Below are 22,523 nucleotides of genomic sequence, written 5' to 3'. Positions count from 1 at the left end.
ATCTTTTACAATATCTTTACATAACAAGGTGGGTAATGTTAACACTAGTTCTTCCATCCTATGCTAGAATAAAAACAAGAGAACAAAGAAGTAGGGATGGCATATGGCGATAGAACGTCCAACGTACGAGAAGGGTCCTACGGCACAGTCGCTTCATATGGAATTGCAGCAAATTGTAAAGGACAGGTCGATTACAACGCTTTATCAGCCGATTCTTTCATTGAAGGACGGCAAGGTATTCGGCTATGAGGCGCTGACACGGGGTCCGGAGACCAGCCCTCTTTATGCGCCCTTGCCGTTGTTCGAGGAGGCGGAGCGCTCCGGCTTGCTGTACTCCCTTGACCGGTTAGCCCGCGAGAAGGCCATACAGGATTCCTTGGCGGTAACGGACAAAGAGCTTCTGTTTTTGAATCTCTCGGCACGCATCCTGCACGATCCGTTGTTTGTGCCCGGTCGGACGCTGGAGCTGCTTGAACGAAGAGGGCTTAGGCCGTACAACGTCGTTTTTGAAATAACGGAGCGCGATTCCATTGGGGATTTCGCCGCCGCCCAGCGTATTCTCGATCATTACCGTCAACAGGGCTACCGGATTGCTGTGGATGACGCCGGCGCCGGCTATTCCTCCCTGCAGGCGGTAGCGGAGCTGCAGCCTGACTTTATTAAAGCGGACCGCTCGCTCGTGAAGGATCTTCACCTGCACAAGAAAAAGGAATATATCGTAGAAACGCTGCTTGAATTCGCCCAGAAGCTGAACATTGACATGATTGCTGAGGGAATCGAGAAGACGGAGGAGCTGATGAAGCTCACCCGGATGGGCGTGCATTTCGGGCAAGGCTTTCTGCTCGGACGGCCTGGAAGGGAACGCACCGTGCTGACGGAGGACCTTAGGGAGTGCATTCTCACCCATCGCCGGAAGCACGATACGACAGGGAGCACCTGGTCTATTGGGGACTTGGCCTCTCCCTGCGGGGAATTCAAGCCTACCGTACAGATCTCCGAGGTCGCAGGGTATTTTAAGCAAAATATTCATGCCCAAGGCGCAGCCATAGTATCTGACGGCGTGCCGATCGGGCTCATCATGCGGGAGCGGCTGTTTCAGCAGCTGGCGGGGCAGTACGGCTTCTCCCTTTTCTGGAACCGTTCCATCGATCAGCTGATGGATCCGAGACCGTTGATCGTTGATGAGTTGACGCCGGTGGAGCAGGTTTCCCAGCTTGCCACCTCCCGAGACATACAAAATCTATATGACCTTGTGCTTATCACAAGGAAAGGGAGCTTCACCGGAGCGGCCTCCATCCGCTCCATTCTGGAGTGCATCACGAACGCACGGATGGAGAGCGCGAAGGTGGCCAGCCCGCTTACCGGCTTGCCGGGCAATATCCAGATTCATAGGGAGCTGAACAAACGTCTGACGGAGGGGCGCCGTTTTTCCGTCATTTACGCGGATTTGGATTTCTTCAAATGGTACAATGACCGGTACGGCTTCCAGAAGGGCGACCAGCTGATTCAATTCACGGCGGATTGCATCCAGCAAGCGATTGGCGTGCTTGGCAAGCCGCATGACTTTGTTGGACATATCGGCGGCGACGATTTCATTGCGATAACAAGCTGTGATGATCCCGAGAAGCTGTGCGGCGAGGTGATCCGCCGTTTCGAGCAGGGCGTGCCGCTATTCTACGAGCAGAAGGACTGGAGCTATGTGGAGGATCGCAGCGGCAACCGGATCGAAAGCACCGGAGTCACCATCTCCCTTTCGTTGATCGTCTGCGGACAGGCCGGGCAAGTGACGGCGGACCAGATTTCCCAAGCGGCCGCGAAGCTGAAGAAGCTGTCCAAGCAGGCGAAGGGAAGCATCTTCTGCTCCGATTACTTGGAGACCGCCTATAGCAATAATTCAGGCAGCTGATCCAGCTGTACAATACAGTATACACTGCGTTTTCCGAGCTTCTGATGTGAAATGGTTTTGGCTGGGGAACGGACAGACGGGTCCTTCGGCGGATGATACCATACGGCATCGATACCAACCTTGGTAGCTCCGCAAATATCATGCTTCCAGGAGTTACCGACCATAAGGGCATGCCGCGGACTGACCTCCAGTCTTTTCAGCGCGGCTTTAAAGAGATACGGGGACGGTTTTTTCTCGGAGGGCTTGCCTGCGGTAAAGATCCGGTCCTGCTGGAAGAACGGGATCAGGCTGAATTTCTCTAGCAAGCCGAGGACCTCCGTCCGCGGGCTGTTGCTGATAATGGCCAGCTTATAGCTGGATGCGAGCCGGTGCAGCATGGGAATGACATGCGGCGCCGGCCTCTTGGCGTTGGATTGCATGGTTCGCGCTTCCCCCAGCATACTCCTTAGCATGGAAGAAGGAAGCGGGATGTCGAGCTCGGTTATGGCTTCGAGGAAACAGGCTTGCTCCAGCTCATCCAGCCGCTGAGAGGATAAATTGGTTTTGCGCCGGAGGTGCCAGCGGCGTATATAAGCCTGCCATACATCCTCCTTTGTTGGCGATTCTTCTTGAAGCCAGCGTGCGGTGTAGTCCCCCCATACGCTTTTGAAGCATTGCTCGAAGGAACGTCCTTGCTCAACCAGGGTTTGATTCACATCCAGCAGAATGGCCTTCTTGTTTACCGGCCTCGCGATCGATGTCATGGCTTACCATACCTCCGTTCCTCGCTATCTCCTTTTCATTTTATGCAGAAATTGGCGTCGAACAGCCCTCCTTTACGTGAGAACCCGGTTTTTTTCTTCGGGCTCCGTATGATATGATGAAGGGAGGTATGTTAACGGTTCAAAAAATGAGGTGTAACCATGTCCAAACTGGTTTTAATTGATGGCAACAGTATTATTTATCGCGCTTTCTTCGCCTTGCCGCCGCTTAGCAACACCAAGGGTCAGCATACGAATGCGGTATTCGGATTTACCACGATGCTGCTGAGGCTCATGGAGGAACAGAAGCCTACCCATTTCCTGGTGGCGTTCGATGCGGGGAAAGCGACGTTTCGACATAAGGACTACGCAGAATATAAAGGCGGACGGGAAAAAACGCCGTCGGAGCTGTCGGAGCAATTCCCGGTACTGAAGGAGCTGCTGCAGTCCTTCGGCATTCGGCAGTTCGAGCTGGACGGATATGAAGCCGACGACATTATCGGTACGCTCACACGGCTTGCCGATGAGAAGGGCGGCATAGAGGTGCTCGTCGTTACGGGAGACAAGGACATGCTTCAGCTTGCCTCGGACAGGGTAACGATTGCTCTAACCCGGAAGGGCATTAGCGAGGTGGAGCTGTTCAGCCCGGAGTACATCGGTGAGAAGTACGGCCTTACACCTAAGCAGATCATCGACCTCAAGGGTCTAATGGGTGATACGAGCGATAATATTCCGGGAATTCCGGGCGTCGGGGAGAAAACCGCACTTAAGCTGCTCCACGAGTTCGGCTCGGTGGAGAACGTGCTGGAAAATGCCGCGAACGTCAAGGGGAAAATGGGCGAAAAAATCGCCGAGCACGCAGACAGTGCCCGCATGAGCAAGGAGCTGGCCACGATTTACCGCGAGGTGCCGCTCGACCTGGAGTGGGAGCAGCTGAAATATGAGGGCTACGACAAGCGGGAGCTCGGAGAGGCGTTCCGCAAGCTGGAATTCAAATCGCTCATTGAGAAAATGGACTTGACCGTCAGCGCCGCCGCTTCGGCCGTTCCGCAAGCGGACATGGAAGCCGTTCTAGTAACAGAGAACACAATGGACGAGCTTCTGGCCTTCCTGCCTGAGGTGCAGGCACTGCACATCGAGATCATCGGCGATAACCCGCATACGGCGGATGTCGTCGGCATTGCCTTCAGCCCTGCTCCTGTAGAGGGCAAAGCGCTGCGCTGCTACTATATCCCATTCGAGCTTGCGGCCGGGGATCAAGGGAAGCCGCTTCGCGAATGGCTCGCCTCAGAGGAGAAGAACGTTGCCGTGTTCGACCTGCATCGCGCTCTGATCGCCCTCGCATGGAGAGGCATCGAGCTGAAGGGAGCCGGCATCTGTACGGTGCTCGCCGCCTATCTGCTCGATCCGACGGAGTCCACGCTGACGCTGGATAGCCTTTCGGCACGGTATGAGCTTCCGGCGATACCGTCCGATGAGGAGGTCTACGGCAAGGGGGCCAAGTTTGCCCTGCCAGCGCTGGAGGAGCTTTACTCCTATCTATGCCGCAAGGCTGCAGCGGTCGCCTTCCTCGCAGACAAGCTGAAGGCCGATCTGGAGCAGAATGACATGGATAAGCTGTTCTACGAGCTGGAATTCCCGCTTGCCGTTGTGCTGGCCTCCATGGAGATGAAGGGCATCAAGGTCGATGCGGAGGGGCTGAAGAAGTACGGTGCGGAGCTCGGCGTACAGCTCGAGAAGATCATGCAGGAGGTATACCAGGCCGCAGGCGTCGAATTCAATATCGGTTCTCCTAAGCAGCTTGGTGAAATCTTGTTCGAGAAGCTGCAGCTGCCCGTGTGGAAGAAAACGAAGACCGGCTATTCCACCGATGCGGAGGTACTGGAGAAGCTGGAGCCGTACCATCCGGTCATCGGCCATATTCTGAATTACCGCTCGCTTGCGAAGCTTCAGTCTACGTACGTGGAGGGCTTGCTGAAGGAGGTTCGCCCGAGCGACGGAAAGGTGCATACGTACTACCAGCAGACGATTGCCGCGACTGGCCGTCTCAGCAGCCAATTTCCGAATTTGCAGAATATCCCAATCCGTCTGGAGGAGGGCCGTAAGATCCGGAAGGTATTCGTGCCTTCCGAGCCGGGCTGGCGCATTCTGACGGCGGATTACTCGCAGATTGAGCTGCGGGTGCTCGCTCACATCTCTCAGGATGAGAAGCTGATGGAAGCGTTCCGGAAAAATATGGATATTCATACGAAAACGGCAATGGACGTCTTCGGCGTATCCGAATCTGAGGTCGATTCGAACATGCGCCGTTCGGCCAAAGCGGTCAACTTCGGGATCGTTTACGGCATCAGCGAATACGGCTTGTCCCAAAACCTGAATATTACACGGAAGGAAGCAGGGCAGTTTATCGAGCAGTATTTTGCCGTGTTCCAGGGTGTACGCAAATATATGGATGACATTGTGCGCAAAGCCCGCGAGGACGGCTACGTCACGACGCTGCTGAACCGCCGCCGGTACTTGCCGGAGATTACGGCCTCCAACTTTAACATTCGTTCTTTCGCCGAACGTACGGCGATGAACTCGCCGATTCAAGGCACTGCGGCGGATATCATCAAGCTGGCGATGGTACAGCTCGACGAGCGGATGCGCGAAGAAAAGCTGAAGAGCCGCATGCTGCTGCAGGTGCATGACGAATTGGTGTTCGAGGTGCCGGAGGAAGAGCTTGAGCTGATGAAGCGGACCGTTGCTGAGGTGATGGAGGGCGCTCTCAAGCTGGATGTTCCGCTGAAGGTGGATGTCGATTGGGGAGAGAATTGGTACGAAGCGAAATAAGGCTCACGCAATAATATACTCGGCAACTTGCGGTGCTTGCGCACCGTTGTTGCCGTTTTTGACGAAAAGGAGCAAAGCGCTGCGACATGTTTGAGGTTGCAAAGCTGCAGGGCATTCGTGCCATAGTGCAGAAATTTACGCTCCTCTCCCTGGTTCGGAACGAGATTTGTGCGAAATAACAGCTTTCAGAGCGCGTAAGGGCTCAAACCGAGGCAAGAGGTCCGAGAAAGTTGTATATTCGCAGAAATCCTTTCAGATTGTCCAAACTGGATAGGGGAAAAGCTGCACTTTCGCAGAAATGTTCTTTCTAAGAGAGGATTGCCCTTCATGAGAAGGGATATTGAATAGAAGCAATTCTTGCTTTATACGAGAGGAGGGAGTTCATCATGCCGGAATTGCCGGAGGTAGAGACGGTTCGGCGGACGCTGAATCAGCTCGTGGCTGGGAAAACGATTGCCAAGGTTGCGGTCCGGCTCAATCGGATCATCCTGCTGCCGGATGATGTTAAGCTGTTCGAGCAGCTGCTGGCGGGCCAGACGATTCATACCGTGGAGCGGCGGGGCAAATTCCTGCGCTTCATGATGGATGACTACACCATGGTGTCTCATCTGCGCATGGAGGGCCGCTATGGGCTATACCAGCAGGATGACGCGATCGAGCCGCATACGCATGTCATTTTTTATTTTACCGATGGGACGGAGCTGCGGTATAAGGACGTAAGACAGTTCGGAACCATGCACGTGTTTCCGAAAAATCTGGACTTGCAGGAGAATCCCCTTAAGAAGCTCGGATTGGAGCCGCTGGACGAAGGCTTTACCCTGAAAGCCTTTGAGGAAACCATTGCAAGAAAAACAACGAAAATCAAACCGCTGCTGCTGAATCAGGAATACATTGTCGGCATCGGGAATATATATGTGGACGAGTCCTTGTACTTGGCGGGTATTCATCCGGAGCGGGAAGCGGGATCGCTCAGCAGGAAGGAGCTTGCCAAGCTGCATGAGGCGATTGTCCGAACGCTGCAGGATGCGGTGCAGGCCGGCGGCTCCTCCATCAAATCGTACGTGAACGGACAAGGCGAGATCGGCATGTTCCAGCACCAGCTGAAGATGTATGGCCGGAAGGAAGAGCCGTGTTATTCATGCGGTACGGCCATTGTGAAAACGGTGGTCGCGGGACGGGGCACGCATTATTGTCCGAAATGTCAGCCTTTAAAACGTCAACGCGTGCGAAAGGTATAGGGGAAGGCCCGTCTTGTCTGCGGACATGCACTCTCCGCCCAGAGCTCTCATATAGATAGGTTGAGGCTTTAGGTGAGGAGGAGGGGTAGCATGCTGCCTGCGATATCATTGCTGATCTTGGCGCTGGCGGTCAGTCTTGACGGCTTCGGCGTCGGTGTCATGTACGGGTTGCGTAAAATCAGAATACCGCTTGTATCCATCGCCATTATTTCCTTTTGCTCGGGGCTGATCATTTACGGGTCCATGCAGATTGGCGTATACCTAAGTCGGTTTGTGCATCCGCAGTGGGCTAAGGGGCTTGGTGCCTTAATTCTCGTAGGGATCGGCATATGGGCGTTGTTTCAGATGTTTATGGAAAAAGAGGAGCAGGCTGACGCGTCTGATGCCGGCAAGCAACCTGTAAGCACCCCGCTTGGGGGAACGGCTGTGTATACGGTGAAGGAAATATTCACGCTGGAGCTGAAACGGTTCGGTCTGATCATCCAAATTCTGCGTTCCCCGCAGGTGGCGGATATGGACCGGTCGGGCAATATCTCTGCAAATGAGGCGATGCTGCTTGGCTTAGCGTTGTCGCTGGATGCGTTCGGAGCCGGAATCGGTGCCGCTCTGATTGGTTTTACCCCTTGGCTGACGGCGGCGGTAATCGCGTGCGCAAGCGGTATGTTCCTTACACTGGGACTTCGAATCGGGTTCCGCTATGCCGATATTCGATGGATACGCAAGCTATCGATTTTGCCCGGATTTGTTCTCATCATCATGGGTATCATGAAACTGTTCTAATTCTTCCATTACTTCGTCTTCCTAGAGGAGCATAAACATGAATATCGGATTAACCGGAGGCATTGCCTGCGGCAAGAGTACAGTTGCTTCCCTGCTCGTTCAGCGCGGCGCATTCCTGGTGGATGCCGACCGCATCGCCCGTGAGGTGGTGGAGCCGGGAAGTCCTGTGCTTTCCCGGGTGGTGGAACGTTTTGGCCCAAGCATCCTTCTGGAGGACGGGTCGCTTCACCGTAAGAAGCTTGGCGAAATTATTTTTGAAAATCCGGCTGCCCGCGAGGATTTGAACGGGATTCTTCATCCGCCGATTCGAGCCATGATGCGCGAGCAGATGGCTTCTCTCGAGTCTCAGCATCCGGACAAGCTGGTTGTCGTAGATATTCCGCTGCTTTTTGAATCCAAGCTGCAGCATATGGTTTCGGAGGTCATGGTCGTGTATGTGCCGCGTGAGGTACAGCAAGAGCGACTGATGGCACGGGACGGAATCACACGGGAACAAGCGGAGAAACGGATCGCAGCTCAAATGCCGATCGAAGAGAAAAAGCAGCTCGCGGATATCGTGATAGATAATTCCGGCACCTTGATCGAAACAGAAAAACAGGTGGACCGTTTTCTGAAGGAAAGGGGGCTGTTATGAAGTTTTTTCGAAAAAAACGAACTTTCGCTTTCCTTTTAGTGGGGTTTGTTATATTTCTTTTTCTGAGCAGCGGTGCGCTGGGGAGGATGATGTATCCGATCCATTATCAGGAGGAGATTCGGGAAAACGCGGCTAGGTATGAGCTGGACCCTTTTCTCATAGCAGCCATTATTCGGGTGGAATCCAATTATGAGAAGGACATTGAATCCAAGAAAGGGGCCTACGGGCTCATGCAGTTGATGCCGGATACGTCCTCATGGATTATTGAAACCGGCCAATTTTCACCTTCTTACGGGAGTGCATTGGATAATCCGGCCGTTAGCATCCAGCTCGGATCCTGGTATCTGAATTGGCTGCACAAGCAATTTCAAGGCAATCCATATGCGGCTATTGCAGGGTATAATGCAGGGCAGGGCAATGTCATTAAATGGCTGCAATCGAAAGAATGGGACGGAACCTTGGAGAATGCGGCTATGATCCCTTTTGGCGAAACAAGACATTACGTACAGCGTGTGGTATATTACCAGAAACGATATGAGCAGTTGTACGGAGATCATTGGAATAAGAAGTAGGCTTAAACTCTGAGAAAAGGTAAAGAAGCATTGGACAAGCTCCTTGCGGAGGTTTGTCCAATACTTCTATGCGTATTGCTCAAAACGTGGTATTATTTGAATTGACCGGCAAGAGATTGCTCAGCGATTTGTACCAGGCGGCGTGTAATGTGACCACCGATCGCACCAGTATCACGAGTAGCCATGTTACCGTAGTAACCGTCTTGTGGAATCGCGATACCGAGTTCCTGAGCTACTTCGTACTTCAATTGGTCCAACGCTTGACTAGCCTGTGGGACAACCAGAACGTTGCTGCCACCAGATTGACCTGCACCCATGTCTGTTCACCTCCTTGTCGTTGGTAATCCTATTATGCTCGTTTCCTTGGCGTTCATAACAGGTAGTGTATGGTAATACTGAAAGGATGTATCCCGCTCATGAAATGCCCTTATTGTGACTATAGTGGAACCAAGGTGCTTGATTCCCGCGCAGCCAACGAGAATAAATCGATCCGTCGCCGGAGAGAATGTGAACGATGCCAGAAGCGTTTCACGACCTTCGAGATGGTGGAGGAAACGCCTCTTATCGTCATTAAGAAAGACGGAAGCCGAGAGGAATTCAGCCGGGAGAAAATGATGCGAGGATTAATCCGCGCGTGCGAGAAGCGCCCTGTGTCGGTAGAGCAGCTGGACAAGATCGTATCCGAGGTGGAGAAACAGATCCGCAATACGGCGCACGCCGAGGTGGACAGCCGCCAGATCGGCGAGATCGTAATGGAGCAGCTGTACCCGGTGGATGAGGTTGCCTATATCCGTTTTGCCTCGGTGTACCGTCAATTCAAGGACATTAATATGTTCATGAAGGAATTGAATGATATTTTGCTGAAGCACCAAGTCGGCGGACAGGGATAACAGCATGTAAAATCAAGTGTTGACAAGCAATGATGCTCCGTGGTAATATACATTTTGTCGCCACACGGGGCCTTAGCTCAGCTGGGAGAGCGCATCGCTGGCAGCGATGAGGTCAGGGGTTCGATCCCCCTAGGCTCCATACATAAACAAAAGTTAACCGATCCAACGAGGGTCGGTTTTTTTATTTTGAAAAGGCAAGGAAAGTGTTTATCTGAGCTATACTGGTAATACCGCTTTTCGCAGATAAATGAATACAAATCGGACGAGCATTAGGAGGGAACCGGTCATCGGGAATGAAATGAGTGAAAAAGGAAAATTTCTAAAACTTGGCGTGCTGGACCTGGTCCCCGTATTCGGCAGCAGGAATGACACTTACGCCTTAGAACGGGCGGCGGAGCTTGCACAGACGGCTGAGCGGCTGGGGTATTCCCGTTATTGGGTGGCCGAGCACCATGATATGCCGCAATTGGCTTGCCCGTCGCCGGAAGTGCTTTTAGCTCATATCGGAGCCCGAACGAAGCGGATTCGTATCGGTTCAGGCGCGGTGTTACTGCCGCACTATAAGCCGCTCAAAGTAGCGGAATCTTTTCGTTTGCTGGCTGCCCTGTACCCCGGTCGGATCGATCTGGGCATAGGCCGGGCACCCGGTGGAAATGCTCATGCCAGTATGGCGCTTAGCGGCAATTTTTTGGAAAATGTAGGGCAAATGCCGGATAAATTAAAGGATATCGCCAGGCTGCTGCAAGGCAGCTACACCTATCAGGGAGAACCGGTCGGCGCCCGTCCGAATCCTTCTGTTCAACCGGAGGTATGGCTTCTCGGAACCAACAAGAAAAGCGCGGAATATGCGGCGGCATTCGGAATGGGTTACGTATTCGGCCAATTTATGAGCGAAACGGACCCCGGGGAGGTGCTGCGCGCTTACCGGGAATCGTTTGTTCCTTCGCCCCTATCCCCGAAGCCAAAAACGATGATTACCATAGGTGTTGTATGTGCGGCAACCGACGAAGAGGCAAGGAGACTGGCGCTCTCCGGCGGTTCCATGTTCCGCGAAGAGGTGCAGGCCGGACAATCGATGCCGTATTCAGAACGCAAACTTCTTGTGGGAACAGCTTCATCCGTTCAAGCTCGATTACAGGAGCTGTCGGATTTATATGGAGTTGATGAATTCATGCTTGTAAGTATGATCCCTGATTACGCCGAAAGACTGCGTTCCTATGAACTGCTTGCTCAATGCACTTTTTAATTTGACAAAAGGGCAAGTGGTACATACAATTAATTTATTCTGACTGTTCAGTATAAATAAAATAGGAATCAGGTGAACGTATGCCCAAGGTAGGGATGGAACCGAAGCGCCGAGCGGATGTCATTAATGCGGCATTAACCTGCATTAGCGTTCACGGGATGGACGGGATGACCTTAGATAAGGTTGCCGAGTATGCGAAATGCTCTAAGGGAGTAATTATTTACTATTTTAAAAATAAGGATCAGCTGATCGTGGAAGCCTTCCGGTCCTTCATGGCTTATTACGGTCTGAAGATACAATCCGAAATCGACAGCTCCATGCCGGCGGATAAAATGATCGATATTACGATGAAGCATATCCTGCCCCCATATGATGACGATAAAAGCAACGAGATGAAGCTAAATGTGTCGCCGCTGGACGGGATAGAAGCCATGTTTATCCCGATCGAGGATCAGGCGAGACTCTTTCTTCAGTTGTTCTCCAAGGCTGTATTGGACCGCAGGCTGCAGGAGGTCGTGTCCGCCAGTTACACGACGGATCTCCACGGCATCGCCAAAATTTTCGATTATGGCAACAGGACGGGGCGCATGAATGTGGAAGATCCCCAAAGCGCTGCATACGGGCTGCTTGCCATGGTAGTCGGACTCAGCTTCTTTAGAGTCGCGAACATTCCGCCCGTTCATGGCGAGGATAACCGATACGTCGGTGAGGATTATATTAGGAAGATGACAGGGGGCTAGTTGAAATGAACATTACAAAAGTAGTGGCTAACGGGGTGCCCATTGCCGTTGTGAGCGGCAGCGAGGTCGCCGTCGAGGATGCACAGTCAGCTTTGGATCTTTTGGCAACCGTGCGTTATGAAACCGACAGCGATCGGATGATTCTGCACAAATCGCTGCTGAGCGAAAGCTTTTTCGATCTGAGTACGCGCCTTGCAGGGGAAGTGGTACAGAAATTTATCAATTACCGGATGAAGCTTGCTATCGTGGGTGATTTTTCTACGTATTCTAGTAAAAGTCTCAAAGACTTCATCTATGAGAGCAATAACGGAGCCGATCTTTTCTTTCTGCCAGACGTACAACATGCCATTGACCGGTTGAGCAGGGTGAGCTAGTTGGCGAACGGGAGGATGTCGATGCTTGAGATCCCCATGGTGCCGATTCCGGCGGGTGAAGTTGAATTAAGGGATGACCGAATCAAGCGCAATTGGACGACGCGGGTGGATTCTTTTTTATTAGGGCAAGTTCCTGTTACGAGGGGATTGTATGATGCGATCATACCCAGGGCAGTCGAAGCTCACTACGAGCCACAATCTCCGGTAGTGGACGTCTCATGGCATGATGCTGTTGCCTTTTGTAATTTGCTTTCCCGGCAAGCCGGCCTGCAGGAATGCTACTCGGTAAGCGAGGACGGAGAACGTGTCGACTGGAACAGGGAGGCCCGCAGTTACCGGCTTCCAACAGAAGCGGAATGGCAGTATGCGTGTAAAGCCGGAACTGGCGGTTATCGTTACGGCGAGCTCAAGACAATAGCCTGGTATCTTGAGAATGCCGAAGGCAGGGTACATCATGTGGGGCAGAAGCAGCCGAATGCGTGGGGACTCTACGATATGCTGGGAAATGTGTGGGAGTGGTGCTGGGATGTATATGATCCCAAGGTATACGGGTCTTACCGAATTTTTCGCGGCGGGAGCTGGGCGGAAGAGGCAAGGGGATGCGGTGCCACCTGCCGCCGTCGAAGCCATCCGACGTTTCGGATCGATGATCTTGGGTTTCGTCTTGCGAGATCCTGCTAAGGGAACGATGGGGTACCCTCTTCTGCAAGAAGACCGCCATCGTGTCCAACAAGGGTAGCAAAGCTGCTAAAGTGCAGAAATCCACGATCCCAATCGTAGTTCAGAACGGAATTTGTGAGAATGAGCATCTTTAAAATCGCACAATGGCTGATAGTGTGGCAAATGGCCTCGGAATGCTGTATATACGCAGAAATCCTCTTCGCTTTGAGGAAAAGGGTGGAAAAATCTGCCTTTTTGCAGAAATGTACTAGTTTAAGGACCGTCCTGAACAGGACGGTTTTTTCTTTGGTACCTTACTGATGACAAGCACATTAGTTTGTGTTACGATTTATTCGTTTCGTGTTACGATTGATTAAGCCTACATAAAGATTCAGCCCGAACACGGTCATAGATGAGAATCGGGAGTGAGAGAGCTTGAAAAGTATCATAAGAAACTATGGGATCTTGATTCTAATCATGCTGATCCTTGCGGCAGGATGCTCGGGGAAGCAGAAGGAAACGGCTGCGGGCAATAAACAAGAGCTTCTGCTCGCCGTAGGCGGTGAGCCGGAGCACGGCTTCGACCCGACGACAGGCTGGGGAAGATATGGCTCGCCTTTGTTCCAAAGCACCTTACTGAAAAGGGATCATGCGATGAACATTACAAATGATCTTGCTACCTCTTATGAGGTAAGCGGTGACGGCAGGGTTTGGACCGTATCGCTTCGCAAGGATGTCAAGTTCTCCGACGGGAAGCCGTTATCCGCTGCCGATGTCCAATATACGTTTCTAACGGCTGCTAAGAGCGGTTCTGCTATCGACCTTAGTATCTTGAGCGATGTGGAAGCACCGGAAGAGCATGTCGTCCGGTTCAAGCTCAAAGAGCCGCAGTCAACGTTTATCCAATATCTCGTGTCGACGGGGATTGTTCCGAAGCATGCCCACGGGAAGGATTATGCATCCCATCCTATCGGCTCCGGTCCGTTCCGGCTCGTGCAGTGGGATAAGGGGCAGCAGGTGATTGTCGAACCGAATCCTGAATATTACGGGAAACCATCGGTCTTTAAGAAAATCACGTTTCTTTTCCTGAATGAGGATGCTGCTTTGGCCGCGGCGAAGGCGGGGAAGGTCGATGTAGCTGCCATTCCGGCAAGCTTCAGCAAGATGACTGTTGCGGGCATGAGGCTGGAAGCCGTGAAGTCGGTGGATAATCGGGGCATCATGTTTCCCTACGTGAAAGCAGGGAGCAAGACGAAGGAAGGCTACCCGGTCGGGAACGATGTAACCTCCGAAGCGTCCGTTCGAAAAGCCATCAACCTGGCGCTCGATCGAAAAGCGCTGGTGAATGGGGTGCTTGAGGGTCACGGTACACCTGCTTATACGATCAATGACGGCCTCCCTTGGTCGAACCCGGACGCCGCCATCAAGGATGGCGACATGGCCGGCGCCAGAAAGCTTCTGACGGATGACGGCTGGAAGGACACCGATGGGGATGGCATTCTTGAGAAAAATTCGCGCAAAGCCGAGCTTACGCTCCTATACCCTGCGGGCGATGTCAATAGACAGTCTCTGGCGATTGCTGCTGCGGATATGCTGAAGCCGCTCGGAATTGCGGTCAAGGCGGAAGGGAAGAGCTGGGATGAGATTCGAAAGCAGATGCATGCCCATCCCGTATTGTTAGGCTGGGGAAGCCATGATCCGCTGGAGATGTACAACGTATACAGCAGCAGGTTCGGCGGCGTGGAGTACTATAACCCTGGCTTTTACAGTAATCCGGCGGTGGAGGCTTATATGGAGAAAGCCTTGAGAGCAACGGACGAGAAGGAAGCGGCGGAATATTGGAGAAAGGCGCAATGGGACGGCCAAACCGGTTTAAGCGCCCAAGGCGACGCGCCATGGGCTTGGCTTGTAAACCTGGATCATTTGTACCTTGTTAAGGAGGGTCTGGACATCGGCAGGCAAAAGATTCATCCTCACGGTCATGGCTGGCCGGTTACGGATAACATTGAGGAATGGCAATGGACCGAGTGATGAGAACCTCGGCTTCGTTCGCGAAGAGACTAACCTTTTTCCTGCTGCGTAAAGGGGCCAGGTTGATACTGCTACTCCTGGCGGTAAGCAGTATCTCCTTTGCGCTTGCAGAGTACTCCCCTATGGATCCGGTGCAGGCCTACGTTGGCGCCGACCTGATGAGGGTTAGCCCCGAGCAGCGGGAGGCCATTGCCGAGTATTGGGGGCTTAACAAGCCGCCTGTAGAACGCTTCACCTTGTGGCTCGGTTCCGTCATGCGCGGTGAGCTCGGCACCTCCATGATCTATCGCCTGCCCGTGACGGAGGTCATTCATGAGAGGTTCGTCAGCTCCGTCTTTCTGATGGGGGCCGCTTGGCTGCTTTCGGGCCTTCTTGGGTTTGCCTTGGGGGTAATCGCAGCGATGAAGAGAAATACGTGGATCGACAAGCTCATTCAATGGTATTGCTATTCGCTTTCGGCAACTCCCGCCTTTTGGCTGGGGCTGTTGTTCTTGATGATCTTTGCCGTCTGGCTCGGTTGGTTTCCCGTAGGCTTAGGCGTCCCTGCCGGTGTGCTTGCGGAGCAAGTAACCCTTGCGGACCGGATGGAGCATATGGCCTTGCCCGCACTCACTCTGAGCGCCGCAGGAACAGCTTCCATTACGCTGCACACGCGTCAAAAGCTGGTTGAGGTGCTGGACAGCGATTATATCTTGTTTGCAAGAGCAAGAGGGGAGCAAGGTTTTGCATTGTTTTGGCGGCATGGACTGCGCAATGTAGCTCTGCCCGCCGTTACCCTGCAATTTACTGCCTTTAGCGAGCTGTTCGGCGGAGCGGTGCTTGCCGAGCAGGTATTTGCTTATCCCGGCTTAGGTCAAGCCACCGTGGAAGCAGGGCTCCGCGGGGATGTACCTCTGCTGCTCGGCATCGTTCTGTTCAGCACGCTGTTCGTCTTCTGTGGCAATCTGCTGGCGGAGGCGGCTTATCGCTTTATCGATCCCAGAGTGAAGGAGGGGCAAGCGGCATGAGAACTTTGGCTAAGCCTTGGAAGTCAGCTTTCAGGCTCCCTAAGCTGCACGGCCGTCAGCGCGCCCTCCTCTCGGCAGGAAGCGCTTTGGCATTTCTACTGTTCATTTGGCTTGGTTCCGTTTTTTTGCCGGAGGGGGGATTGCAATCTCAGCTGGAGCTGCGGAATGTGCCGCCCTCTCCGGAGCATCTCTTCGGAACGGATTGGCTGGGACGAGATATGCTGACCCGAACGTGGAAAGGGCTGCAGCTTAGTCTGCAGGTCGGATTCATCGCAGGCGGGATCAGTGTCATTCTTGCAACGGTACTCGGTCTCTCTGCAGCAGTCTTCGGAAAAGGGGTAGACCGGGTCATTACTTGGCTTATCGATTTATTCTTGAGCGTACCTCATCTGGTTGCGCTCATTCTCATCGCCTTCGTTCTTGGGGGCGGGGCCAAGGGCGTCATCGCCGGAGTAGCGCTAACCCACTGGCCAGCGCTGACGCGGGTGATCCGGGCGGAGGTCTTGCGGCTTCGTTCCTCCGAGTACGTGCTAATATCCAAACGAATGGGAAAAAGCGCCTATTGGATCGGGAGCCGCCACCTGCTTCCCCACCTGCTGCCGCAGCTGCTTACCGGGCTGGTGCTGGTGATTCCCCACGCGATTTTGCACGAAGCGGCGGTAACCTTCGTAGGGCTTGGACTTTCTCCGCACGAGCCCGCGATCGGAGTGATTTTATCGGAATCCATGCGTTATCTTTCCGCCGGTTTATGGTGGTTAGCCGTGTTTCCCGGTCTGTGTCTCTTTCTTGTTGTTCGAAGCATTGCTCAGCTAGGAGAGCAGTGTCGATTACTAACCGACCCGCATCATTCTCATGACTGATCCGGCGAGTTCCAGGTTCGGAGGAGAATCATATGGCTCTATTGGAGATAGAGGATTTATCCGTTCGTTTTACCCAATATACGAAAGGCATGCGCCAAAGCACGATTCAGGTGCTGCATGAGCTTCGGCTGTCGATCCATGCCGGTGAAATTGTAACGGTGTTCGGCTCCAGCGGTTCAGGCAAAAGTCTGCTTGCCCACGCCGTCTTGGGGATTTTGCCGGGGAATGCAAGCTCTACGGGAACGATTCGGTTCGGGCAGCAGCCGCTTACTCCCGAAAGACAGGCGAAGCTAAGAGGGAACCAAATTTCCCTAGTGCCACAATCGGTTTCTTACCTGGATCCGCTGATGCGTGTAGGACGTCAGGTCAGGCAATCGGTCAAAGCGGGTGACCCCGTCTCGAAGCAGAGAGAGGTCTTCGACCGGTACCGGCTGAAGCGGGAGGCGGAGAACTATTTTCCGTTTCAGCTGTCGGGAGGCATGGCAAGAAGAGTTCTTGTATCTACAGCGGTCCTAAGCGGCGCTAAGCTCATCATTGCTGATGAGCCGACCCCGGGGCTGGACCCCGCAATTGTCGGGGAAGCGCTTGGCTGCCTTCGGGAGCTGGCCGATCAAGGCTGCGCCGTCATGCTGATTTCCCATGATATCGAATCGGCGCTGACGGTATCCGACCGGGTCGCGGTTATGTATGCGGGCCGTGTGGTCGAACAGTGTCCTGCGGAGGATTTCAGCGGATCGGGGGAACGATTGCGACATCCTTACACCCAAGCATTATGGCGCTCATTGCCGCAAAATGATTTCACCCCTCTGCCCGGATCGCAGCCGTCTGCAGATGCTTTGCCGGAAGGCTGTGTATTCGCGCCGAGATGTTCCGCCGCTACCCGTGAATGCCTCGGGGCTGTACCGGCAATGAGAGAGGTTAGAGGCGGACTCGTGAGGTGCATTCATGCTTCTTGAAGGGAATAAGCTGGGCTATGGCTATGCGAACCGGCCTTGGCTTTTTAATCATGTGGATATTCGGATCGAATCCGGGGAAAGAGTCGGTTTGGTCGGTCCCAGCGGCTGCGGAAAATCGACGTTGGGCCGCTTGCTGGCAGGCTATGCCAAACCGCTCCAAGGCAATGTAACACTAGACGGAAACCCTCTTCCCGAGAAGGGATACCATCCCGTTCAAATGATCTTTCAGCATCCGGAGAAGGCAGTCAATCCAAGATGGAAGCTGCGGCGAACGCTAAATGAAGGCTGGGCGCCGGAGCAAGACCTTCTTCAGCGGCTCGGCATTGAGCCTGCCTGGCTGGATCGTTGGCCTAACGAGCTGTCGGGAGGTGAGCTGCAGCGCATTTGCATCGCAAGGGCGCTTAGTCCGCAGACTCAATTTCTGATCGCCGATGAAATGAGTACGATGCTGGATGCCGTCACGCAAGCGCAGCTGTGGCATGCCCTACTCGAGGCGGCTCGGACGCGCAACATGGGGATGCTTGTCATCAGTCACGAACGGCACTTGCTGCGGCGCGTCTGTCATCGGATCATAGAGTTTCCGGCAGCGGGAACGATGGAACCGCAATAACGGGTCCTTTTCATATAGCGGGAGGAGTTCCTAGAGTGGCTGCCGAATGGGTTATGACAAACGGATATAGAAGGGAGCCGGCCGGTCCGGCCGTCATGGCCCCTGGCTCTGACGAGAGCCGCCGGCGACGAAGATGACTACTATCAGCTTTAGCGTCATGCAGCCACCGCAGGCTATAAGCAGGGATATCGAATGTCTGCGAATCGCAACGCACACGGGACATCAGCCGCTTGATGTCAAGGTATGCCCGAGCGGGTACCCGGGGATCGTATTTCAGCTTGCTGCCGACCGTACCTCTGCCATCGAGAGCATCGCCATCCGCTCCGCGAAAACGACTGCGATCCCGTTCCTGTTTCTTCATGGCCAAGGGTCGGAGCCAAGCATCATGCGCTTTCACGGCAAGCCTTACACCACGATTCAGATCGTCTTCAAGCCCCATGCTTTGTACAGCTTGTTCGGCTGGGACGCTTCGCTTCATAATCAAGGCTTTTTGGAGACCCATCAATTCGGAGCTGAGGGACTTGAGGAAGAGCTTCGGCAAGCGGGCTCAACGGACGAACGAGTCGAATTGCTGGGCCGCTTTCTTACGGCGAGGAAGGAACAGACGCATGCTCGGGACGAGCTCATCGAATCGACGCTTGATTACATACGTGATCATATCGCAACGATTTCCGTGAAAGAGCTGGTAGCCTCCTTTCATCTGTCGGAACGGCAATTCCAGAAACGGTTCGCCCGGGTCGTAGGGATGCCGCCGAATTTATTCATTCGGGTAAGGAGGATCAATGAAGCGCTGAAGCGGATGCATTCCGGTGCGTATGAACGGTTGTCCGATGTGGCCTATTCGCTGAACTATTACGACCAGTCTCATTTTATCCGCGATATGAAATTGTTCTCTTGGGTAAGTCCGAAGCATATCGCGATGAAGGTCAGTGAATTTCACAGTGATTTAGCCGGGTCTTCTTATCTGTAGAAGGACGGTTTTGTCCAATTTTTTCAGTCATCCTTGGGGTATGATGAAGTTGTTCCCATAACCGATTACCCCCTGAGGAGTGACGAGCAAATGAAGAAGATTAAAGTGCTGAACCGGATATCGATTGACGGTTACTTTGCCAGCCCGAACGAAGCGAGCTTCGGTATGGACTGGTTTATCCATGACCCGGAGGTGGACAAGGCAGTACATTCGATCGGCGGCAAAATGAATACGCTGATTTTGGGAGGGACGACTTACCGCGGATTTGAACAGTATTGGGTTCCTGTTTTGAACGATCCTTATGCGCCCCGGCAGTTGAAGGAGATCGCAGAGGAGTTAAATGACATGACCAAGATTGTTTTCTCCAGAACGATGACAGCTTCGAAATGGGATCATACCCGGATTTATCCCGACCGATTGCTGGAGACCGTACATCAGCTGAAACTGGAGGCCGATTCCGATATTCTCCTGCTGGGCAGCGGATCCATTTTACAGCAGCTAGCTCGGGAAGATTTGATCGACGAATATATTTTTATCGTCACCCCTGTCATTTCCGGCGGAGGAAAGCCATTGTTCCAGGATGTGAAACAGACCGGGCTTACGCTGGAAAAGGCGATCACGTTCGCATCCGGTAACGTCGTGCTTCATTATACGGTTCAGCGGTAAAGCAAAAGCTGCGATAGATCCATAAACCCGGTATAGTAGGCTCTGTGGCTGTTGACGATAGAGAAAGGCCGTACTTATAATGAAGTCATGTCGATGAACATCCTATCCACCAAATTATACATGCCCCCGTCGCGGCCTAAGGTTGTTCGGCGGACTCGCCTATTGGAGCGGCTGAATGAGGGGATGCACCGCAAGCTGACCATCGTGTCCGCACCTGCGGGTTATGGCAAAACGACGCTTGTCGCCGAATGGCTCGCCGGCTGCGGAAGAACGGCCGTATGGCTTTCCTTGGACGAGGGCGACCACGATCCTGCACGCTTTCTCACCTATCTGACGGCTGCCCTGCAGACGATGGACAGGAGTATCGGAGAAGGCGTATTTGCTTTGCTTGCCTCTCCCCAGCCGCCGCCTTCGGAATTCATTCTAACTACACTGCTTAATGATATAACATCCGTTCCTTACCCGTTTCACCTCGTGCTTGACGATTACCACGTGTTGGATGCAGGTCCCGTCGATAAGGCGATTACCTTCCTGCTTGACCGCATGCCGCCGCAGATGCATCTGGTCATAGCAACCCGCAAGGACCCCTCGATTCCCTTGGGACGGCTGCGTGCCCGCGACCAGCTTACGGAATTACGCGCTGCAGACTTGCGGTTCGACTTCCCCGAAACAGTTGAGTTTCTTGGAGAGGTCATGGGCCTCAGCTTGTCGAACGACGAAATGGCGCATCTTGATTCCCGTACGGAAGGCTGGGCTGCCGGCCTGCAGTTAGCTGCGCTATCCATGAAGGGCGATTCGGGCATATCGGGCCGCAGCGCTTCCTTCACAAGCACCCACCCCTTCGTACTGGACTATCTGGTGGAAGAGGTGCTGAAGCGGCAGCCTGCCGCAATACAGACCTTCCTGCTGCGAACCTCGATCCTCGACCGATTCTGCGGCCCGCTCTGCGATGCGGTAATGGCCGGTGCTGAGAGGGAGCAGCCCCTCCCACCCGGGCAGGAAGTCCTGGCGTATCTCGAGCAGGCCAACCTGTTCCTTGTCCCGCTCGATCAGGAGAAGCGCTGGTACCGCTATCACCATCTCTTTGCAGAGCTGCTGCGGCAAAAGCTTCAGCCGATGTCAGAGATCGCTCCGCTTCATGTGCGTGCCAGCGAATGGCTGGAAGCACAAGGCTGCGAGCTGGAGGCGTTTCACCATGCGGCCGCAGCGGGCGAGACGGCCCGGGCCGTTCGGTTAATAGAGGGCAAAGGGATGCCCTTACTCTTTCGTGGAGCGGTGACGCCTATCCTGAATTGGCTGGCATCGCTGCCCGAGGAGGAGCTGGACGCATGGCCATCGTTGTGGGTGACCTATGCATCTGCTCTGCTATTGTCAGGCCGGCTGTCCGGCGTAGAGCAGAAGCTGCAAGCTGCGGAGAAGGCGCTGCAAGGCATCCCGCATGACGACAAGAGCCGCGATCTCATCGGGCATATTGCCTCGATACGAGCCACGATGGCTGTCAACAAGCATCAGGCGGAAACGATCCTCGCCGAGTCGCGTCGTGCCTTGAATTATTTGCACCAAGGCAATCTGCCCGTCCGCACCGCTACCACCTGGACCCTGGGATACGCTTATCAGCTTCTAGGGGAGCGGACAGCGGCAATCAAGGCTTATACCGAAGCTTTATCCGCCAGTCAAAGAATCGGGCACGTCATGATTACCGTCATGGCTACTCTCGGCATAGGCCTGCTGCAGGAAGCGGATAACCGGTACCATATGGCGGCGGAAACTTATCGTCATGTGCTGGCATTGGCGGGTGACCCGCCGCTGCCTGTCGCATGTGAGGCCCATCTCGGCTTAGCCCGTATCCATTATGAGTGGAACCGGCTGGAGGAGGCACAGCGGCACAGCCAACAGGCATCCCGTCTGGCCAGGCTGCTGGAGCATTCGGACCGGGTGGTGGCATGCGAGGTGTTTCTCGCCCGGTTGAAGCTGGCTCAAGGGAAAGTAAGCGAGGCTGCCGAGATCGTTGTCCGGTCCGAGCATTTTGCAAGACAGCATCGGTATGAGCATCAATTCCCCTTCATCTCCGCCGTACGCGTGCAGGTGCTGCTTCGGCAGGGCAATCTCACGGCAGCCTTGCAGCTCGCCCGGAAACACAAGCTTCCTGTGAGTCTGGCTCGGGCCCATCTGGCTCAAGGAGATACAGCTGCAGCGCTGGCTCTGCTGGGACCGCACATGGAATGGGTGGAAGCCAAAGGCTGGGAGGATGAACGGCTTCAAGGCTTGATTCTCGAAGCCCTTGCGCTGCATGCCCATGGAGAAAAGCTGAGATCCTTGCAGCAGCTGAGCTATGCCTTGGCATTAGCGGAGCCGGGAGGCTTCGTCCGGCTGTTTCTCGAGGAAGGGCTGCCGATGGCCGGTCTCTTGTCGGAAGCCGCGGCTGCGGGAATCATGCAAGAGTACATCGGAAAGCTGCTGTCCGCCATGAAAGCGGAGGGAATCCATAGCGGGCTCCTCTCCGATCTGCCTCAAGCGCCCTCACTGATTGAGCCGCTTACCGCGCGGGAAACGGAGGTGCTCCGTCTCATAGCCCTAGGATTGTCGAATCACGAGATAGGCGAGCGCCTTTTCATTTCCCTGAGTACGGTGAAAGGGCATAACCGGATCATCTTCGACAAGCTGCAGGTCAAACGGCGCACCGAAGCGGTAGCTCTTGCCCGCAAGCTTGGTCTTCTTTAAGCATTTCGTCAAAACCGTACTTTAGTATCTATGGAATCGCATCCATTGGCATGTATGCTAATTCCAATATGCCGTTGGGGGAGGAAGTCC

At 53.9% G+C, this 22,523-nt stretch carries 21 protein-coding genes and 1 tRNA gene; 20 read left to right on the top strand and 2 right to left on the bottom strand.

Going from position 1 to position 22,523, the window contains the following annotated elements:
* Nucleotides 1-157: 157 nt before the first annotated feature.
* A complete protein-coding gene (locus RAC89_RS05670) occupies nucleotides 158-1,906 on the top strand; it encodes a bifunctional diguanylate cyclase/phosphodiesterase (protein ID WP_306612335.1) in 1,749 nt (582 codons plus the stop codon).
* On the opposite strand, the gene RAC89_RS05665 is transcribed toward RAC89_RS05670, so the two are convergent.
* On the bottom strand, nucleotides 1,882-2,649 hold the full coding sequence (locus RAC89_RS05665; RefSeq protein ID WP_306612334.1) for an HAD family hydrolase: 768 nt from the start codon (nucleotides 2,647-2,649) through the stop codon (nucleotides 1,882-1,884). The genes RAC89_RS05670 and RAC89_RS05665 overlap by 25 nt on opposite strands.
* Nucleotides 2,650-2,808: 159 nt before the next feature.
* Here RAC89_RS05665 and polA point away from each other — a divergent pair, with 159 nt between their 5' ends.
* The 5 genes from polA to RAC89_RS05640 all read left to right on the top strand — a co-directional run bounded on the left by polA (nucleotide 2,809) and on the right by RAC89_RS05640 (nucleotide 8,702).
* On the top strand, nucleotides 2,809-5,478 hold the full coding sequence (gene polA / locus RAC89_RS05660) for a DNA polymerase I (protein ID WP_306612333.1): 2,670 nt from the start codon (nucleotides 2,809-2,811) through the stop codon (nucleotides 5,476-5,478).
* Nucleotides 5,479-5,864: 386 nt separating this feature from the next.
* Nucleotides 5,865-6,716, top strand: coding sequence for a DNA-formamidopyrimidine glycosylase (gene mutM / locus RAC89_RS05655; RefSeq protein WP_306612332.1), 852 nt, complete (start codon nucleotides 5,865-5,867; stop codon nucleotides 6,714-6,716).
* A 90-nt stretch (nucleotides 6,717-6,806) separates the two neighbouring features.
* Nucleotides 6,807-7,496, top strand: a complete 690-nt coding sequence (gene ytaF, locus RAC89_RS05650; RefSeq protein WP_306612331.1) for a sporulation membrane protein YtaF — start codon at nucleotides 6,807-6,809, stop codon at nucleotides 7,494-7,496.
* A 37-nt stretch (nucleotides 7,497-7,533) separates the two neighbouring features.
* Entirely contained in the window at nucleotides 7,534-8,130 is a 597-nt protein-coding gene (gene coaE, locus RAC89_RS05645; protein ID WP_306612329.1) for a dephospho-CoA kinase, read from the top strand.
* Entirely contained in the window at nucleotides 8,127-8,702 is a 576-nt protein-coding gene (locus RAC89_RS05640) for a lytic transglycosylase domain-containing protein (RefSeq protein ID WP_306612327.1), read from the top strand. The genes coaE and RAC89_RS05640 overlap by 4 nt, the downstream gene beginning before the upstream one ends.
* 92 nt (nucleotides 8,703-8,794) lie before the next feature.
* On the opposite strand, the gene RAC89_RS05635 is transcribed toward RAC89_RS05640, so the two are convergent.
* Entirely contained in the window at nucleotides 8,795-9,019 is a 225-nt protein-coding gene (locus tag RAC89_RS05635) for an alpha/beta-type small acid-soluble spore protein (protein ID WP_284641098.1), read from the bottom strand.
* A gap of 99 nt (nucleotides 9,020-9,118) precedes the next feature.
* On the opposite strand from RAC89_RS05635, the gene nrdR reads away from it, so the two are divergent.
* From nrdR to RAC89_RS05565, 14 genes are all read left to right on the top strand, one after another.
* Nucleotides 9,119-9,592 carry a transcriptional regulator NrdR gene (gene nrdR, locus RAC89_RS05630; RefSeq protein WP_284641097.1) on the top strand — a complete coding sequence of 158 codons (474 nt, stop codon included), beginning with the start codon at nucleotides 9,119-9,121 and terminating at the stop codon, nucleotides 9,590-9,592.
* Nucleotides 9,593-9,658: 66 nt separating this feature from the next.
* Nucleotides 9,659-9,731, top strand: a tRNA-Ala gene (locus tag RAC89_RS05625).
* A 159-nt stretch (nucleotides 9,732-9,890) separates the two neighbouring features.
* The gene (locus RAC89_RS05620; RefSeq protein ID WP_306612324.1) at nucleotides 9,891-10,838 is read left to right on the top strand and encodes an LLM class flavin-dependent oxidoreductase; all 948 of its coding nucleotides are present in this window, start codon (nucleotides 9,891-9,893) and stop codon (nucleotides 10,836-10,838) included.
* Between the two features lie 80 nt (nucleotides 10,839-10,918).
* On the top strand, nucleotides 10,919-11,578 hold the full coding sequence (locus RAC89_RS05615; protein ID WP_306612323.1) for a TetR/AcrR family transcriptional regulator: 660 nt from the start codon (nucleotides 10,919-10,921) through the stop codon (nucleotides 11,576-11,578).
* A 5-nt stretch (nucleotides 11,579-11,583) separates the two neighbouring features.
* Entirely contained in the window at nucleotides 11,584-11,952 is a 369-nt protein-coding gene (locus tag RAC89_RS05610; RefSeq protein ID WP_306612321.1) for a DUF4180 domain-containing protein, read from the top strand.
* 21 nt (nucleotides 11,953-11,973) lie between these two features.
* Nucleotides 11,974-12,633: a formylglycine-generating enzyme family protein gene (locus RAC89_RS05605; RefSeq protein WP_306612319.1), complete on the top strand. Its 660-nt coding sequence runs from the start codon at nucleotides 11,974-11,976 to the stop codon at nucleotides 12,631-12,633.
* Nucleotides 12,634-13,089: 456 nt separating this feature from the next.
* Nucleotides 13,090-14,643, top strand: coding sequence for an ABC transporter substrate-binding protein (locus tag RAC89_RS05600; protein ID WP_306616051.1), 1,554 nt, complete (start codon nucleotides 13,090-13,092; stop codon nucleotides 14,641-14,643).
* Nucleotides 14,631-15,650 (top strand): ABC transporter permease, encoded by a 1,020-nt coding sequence (locus tag RAC89_RS05595; protein WP_306612317.1) that lies wholly within the window; start codon nucleotides 14,631-14,633, stop codon nucleotides 15,648-15,650. The genes RAC89_RS05600 and RAC89_RS05595 overlap by 13 nt, the downstream gene beginning before the upstream one ends.
* Entirely contained in the window at nucleotides 15,647-16,510 is an 864-nt protein-coding gene (locus RAC89_RS05590; RefSeq protein WP_306612315.1) for an ABC transporter permease, read from the top strand. The genes RAC89_RS05595 and RAC89_RS05590 overlap by 4 nt, the downstream gene beginning before the upstream one ends.
* Nucleotides 16,511-16,542: 32 nt before the next feature.
* A complete protein-coding gene (locus RAC89_RS05585; protein ID WP_306612313.1) occupies nucleotides 16,543-17,466 on the top strand; it encodes an ABC transporter ATP-binding protein in 924 nt (307 codons plus the stop codon).
* Nucleotides 17,456-18,076 carry an ABC transporter ATP-binding protein gene (locus RAC89_RS05580; RefSeq protein WP_306612311.1) on the top strand — a complete coding sequence of 207 codons (621 nt, stop codon included), beginning with the start codon at nucleotides 17,456-17,458 and terminating at the stop codon, nucleotides 18,074-18,076. Before RAC89_RS05585 ends, RAC89_RS05580 begins: the two co-directional genes overlap by 11 nt.
* 157 nt (nucleotides 18,077-18,233) lie before the next feature.
* Nucleotides 18,234-19,046, top strand: coding sequence for a helix-turn-helix domain-containing protein (locus RAC89_RS05575; RefSeq protein ID WP_306612310.1), 813 nt, complete (start codon nucleotides 18,234-18,236; stop codon nucleotides 19,044-19,046).
* A gap of 90 nt (nucleotides 19,047-19,136) precedes the next feature.
* Nucleotides 19,137-19,712 carry a dihydrofolate reductase family protein gene (locus RAC89_RS05570; protein WP_306612309.1) on the top strand — a complete coding sequence of 192 codons (576 nt, stop codon included), beginning with the start codon at nucleotides 19,137-19,139 and terminating at the stop codon, nucleotides 19,710-19,712.
* 87 nt (nucleotides 19,713-19,799) lie between these two features.
* On the top strand, nucleotides 19,800-22,433 hold the full coding sequence (locus tag RAC89_RS05565) for a winged helix-turn-helix domain-containing protein (RefSeq protein WP_306612308.1): 2,634 nt from the start codon (nucleotides 19,800-19,802) through the stop codon (nucleotides 22,431-22,433).
* Nucleotides 22,434-22,523 lie beyond the last annotated feature (90 nt).

Origin of the sequence: Paenibacillus sp. GD4, from assembly GCF_030846225.1 — a bacterium.
Classification (GTDB): domain Bacteria; phylum Bacillota; class Bacilli; order Paenibacillales; family NBRC-103111; genus Paenibacillus_G; species Paenibacillus_G silviterrae.
The sequence above is the reverse complement of the archived record's forward strand: the minus strand, read 5'-3'. Positions and strand labels throughout refer to the sequence as shown.

Bases quoted from the DNA above. Each gene is read 5' to 3' on its own strand.
- RAC89_RS05615 (WP_306612323.1), top strand. From the start codon at position 10,919: ATGCCCAAGGTAGGGATGGAACCGAAGCGCCGAGCGGATGTCATTAAT.
- RAC89_RS05620 (WP_306612324.1), top strand. From the start codon at position 9,891: ATGAGTGAAAAAGGAAAATTTCTAAAACTTGGCGTGCTGGACCTGGTC.
- RAC89_RS05665 (WP_306612334.1), bottom strand. From the start codon at position 2,649: ATGACATCGATCGCGAGGCCGGTAAACAAGAAGGCCATTCTGCTGGAT.
- RAC89_RS05605 (WP_306612319.1), top strand. From the start codon at position 11,974: ATGCTTGAGATCCCCATGGTGCCGATTCCGGCGGGTGAAGTTGAATTA.
- RAC89_RS05585 (WP_306612313.1), top strand. From the start codon at position 16,543: ATGGCTCTATTGGAGATAGAGGATTTATCCGTTCGTTTTACCCAATAT.
- RAC89_RS05640 (WP_306612327.1), top strand. From the start codon at position 8,127: ATGAAGTTTTTTCGAAAAAAACGAACTTTCGCTTTCCTTTTAGTGGGG.
- mutM (WP_306612332.1), top strand. From the start codon at position 5,865: ATGCCGGAATTGCCGGAGGTAGAGACGGTTCGGCGGACGCTGAATCAG.
- ytaF (WP_306612331.1), top strand. From the start codon at position 6,807: ATGCTGCCTGCGATATCATTGCTGATCTTGGCGCTGGCGGTCAGTCTT.
- RAC89_RS05565 (WP_306612308.1), top strand. From the start codon at position 19,800: ATGTCGATGAACATCCTATCCACCAAATTATACATGCCCCCGTCGCGG.
- RAC89_RS05575 (WP_306612310.1), top strand. From the start codon at position 18,234: ATGCAGCCACCGCAGGCTATAAGCAGGGATATCGAATGTCTGCGAATC.
- RAC89_RS05600 (WP_306616051.1), top strand. From the start codon at position 13,090: ATGCTGATCCTTGCGGCAGGATGCTCGGGGAAGCAGAAGGAAACGGCT.
- RAC89_RS05610 (WP_306612321.1), top strand. From the start codon at position 11,584: ATGAACATTACAAAAGTAGTGGCTAACGGGGTGCCCATTGCCGTTGTG.
- RAC89_RS05635 (WP_284641098.1), bottom strand. From the start codon at position 9,019: ATGGGTGCAGGTCAATCTGGTGGCAGCAACGTTCTGGTTGTCCCACAG.
- RAC89_RS05580 (WP_306612311.1), top strand. From the start codon at position 17,456: ATGCTTCTTGAAGGGAATAAGCTGGGCTATGGCTATGCGAACCGGCCT.
- RAC89_RS05595 (WP_306612317.1), top strand. From the start codon at position 14,631: ATGGACCGAGTGATGAGAACCTCGGCTTCGTTCGCGAAGAGACTAACC.
- polA (WP_306612333.1), top strand. From the start codon at position 2,809: ATGTCCAAACTGGTTTTAATTGATGGCAACAGTATTATTTATCGCGCT.
- RAC89_RS05590 (WP_306612315.1), top strand. From the start codon at position 15,647: ATGAGAACTTTGGCTAAGCCTTGGAAGTCAGCTTTCAGGCTCCCTAAG.
- RAC89_RS05570 (WP_306612309.1), top strand. From the start codon at position 19,137: ATGAAGAAGATTAAAGTGCTGAACCGGATATCGATTGACGGTTACTTT.
- coaE (WP_306612329.1), top strand. From the start codon at position 7,534: ATGAATATCGGATTAACCGGAGGCATTGCCTGCGGCAAGAGTACAGTT.
- nrdR (WP_284641097.1), top strand. From the start codon at position 9,119: ATGAAATGCCCTTATTGTGACTATAGTGGAACCAAGGTGCTTGATTCC.
- RAC89_RS05670 (WP_306612335.1), top strand. From the start codon at position 158: ATGGAATTGCAGCAAATTGTAAAGGACAGGTCGATTACAACGCTTTAT.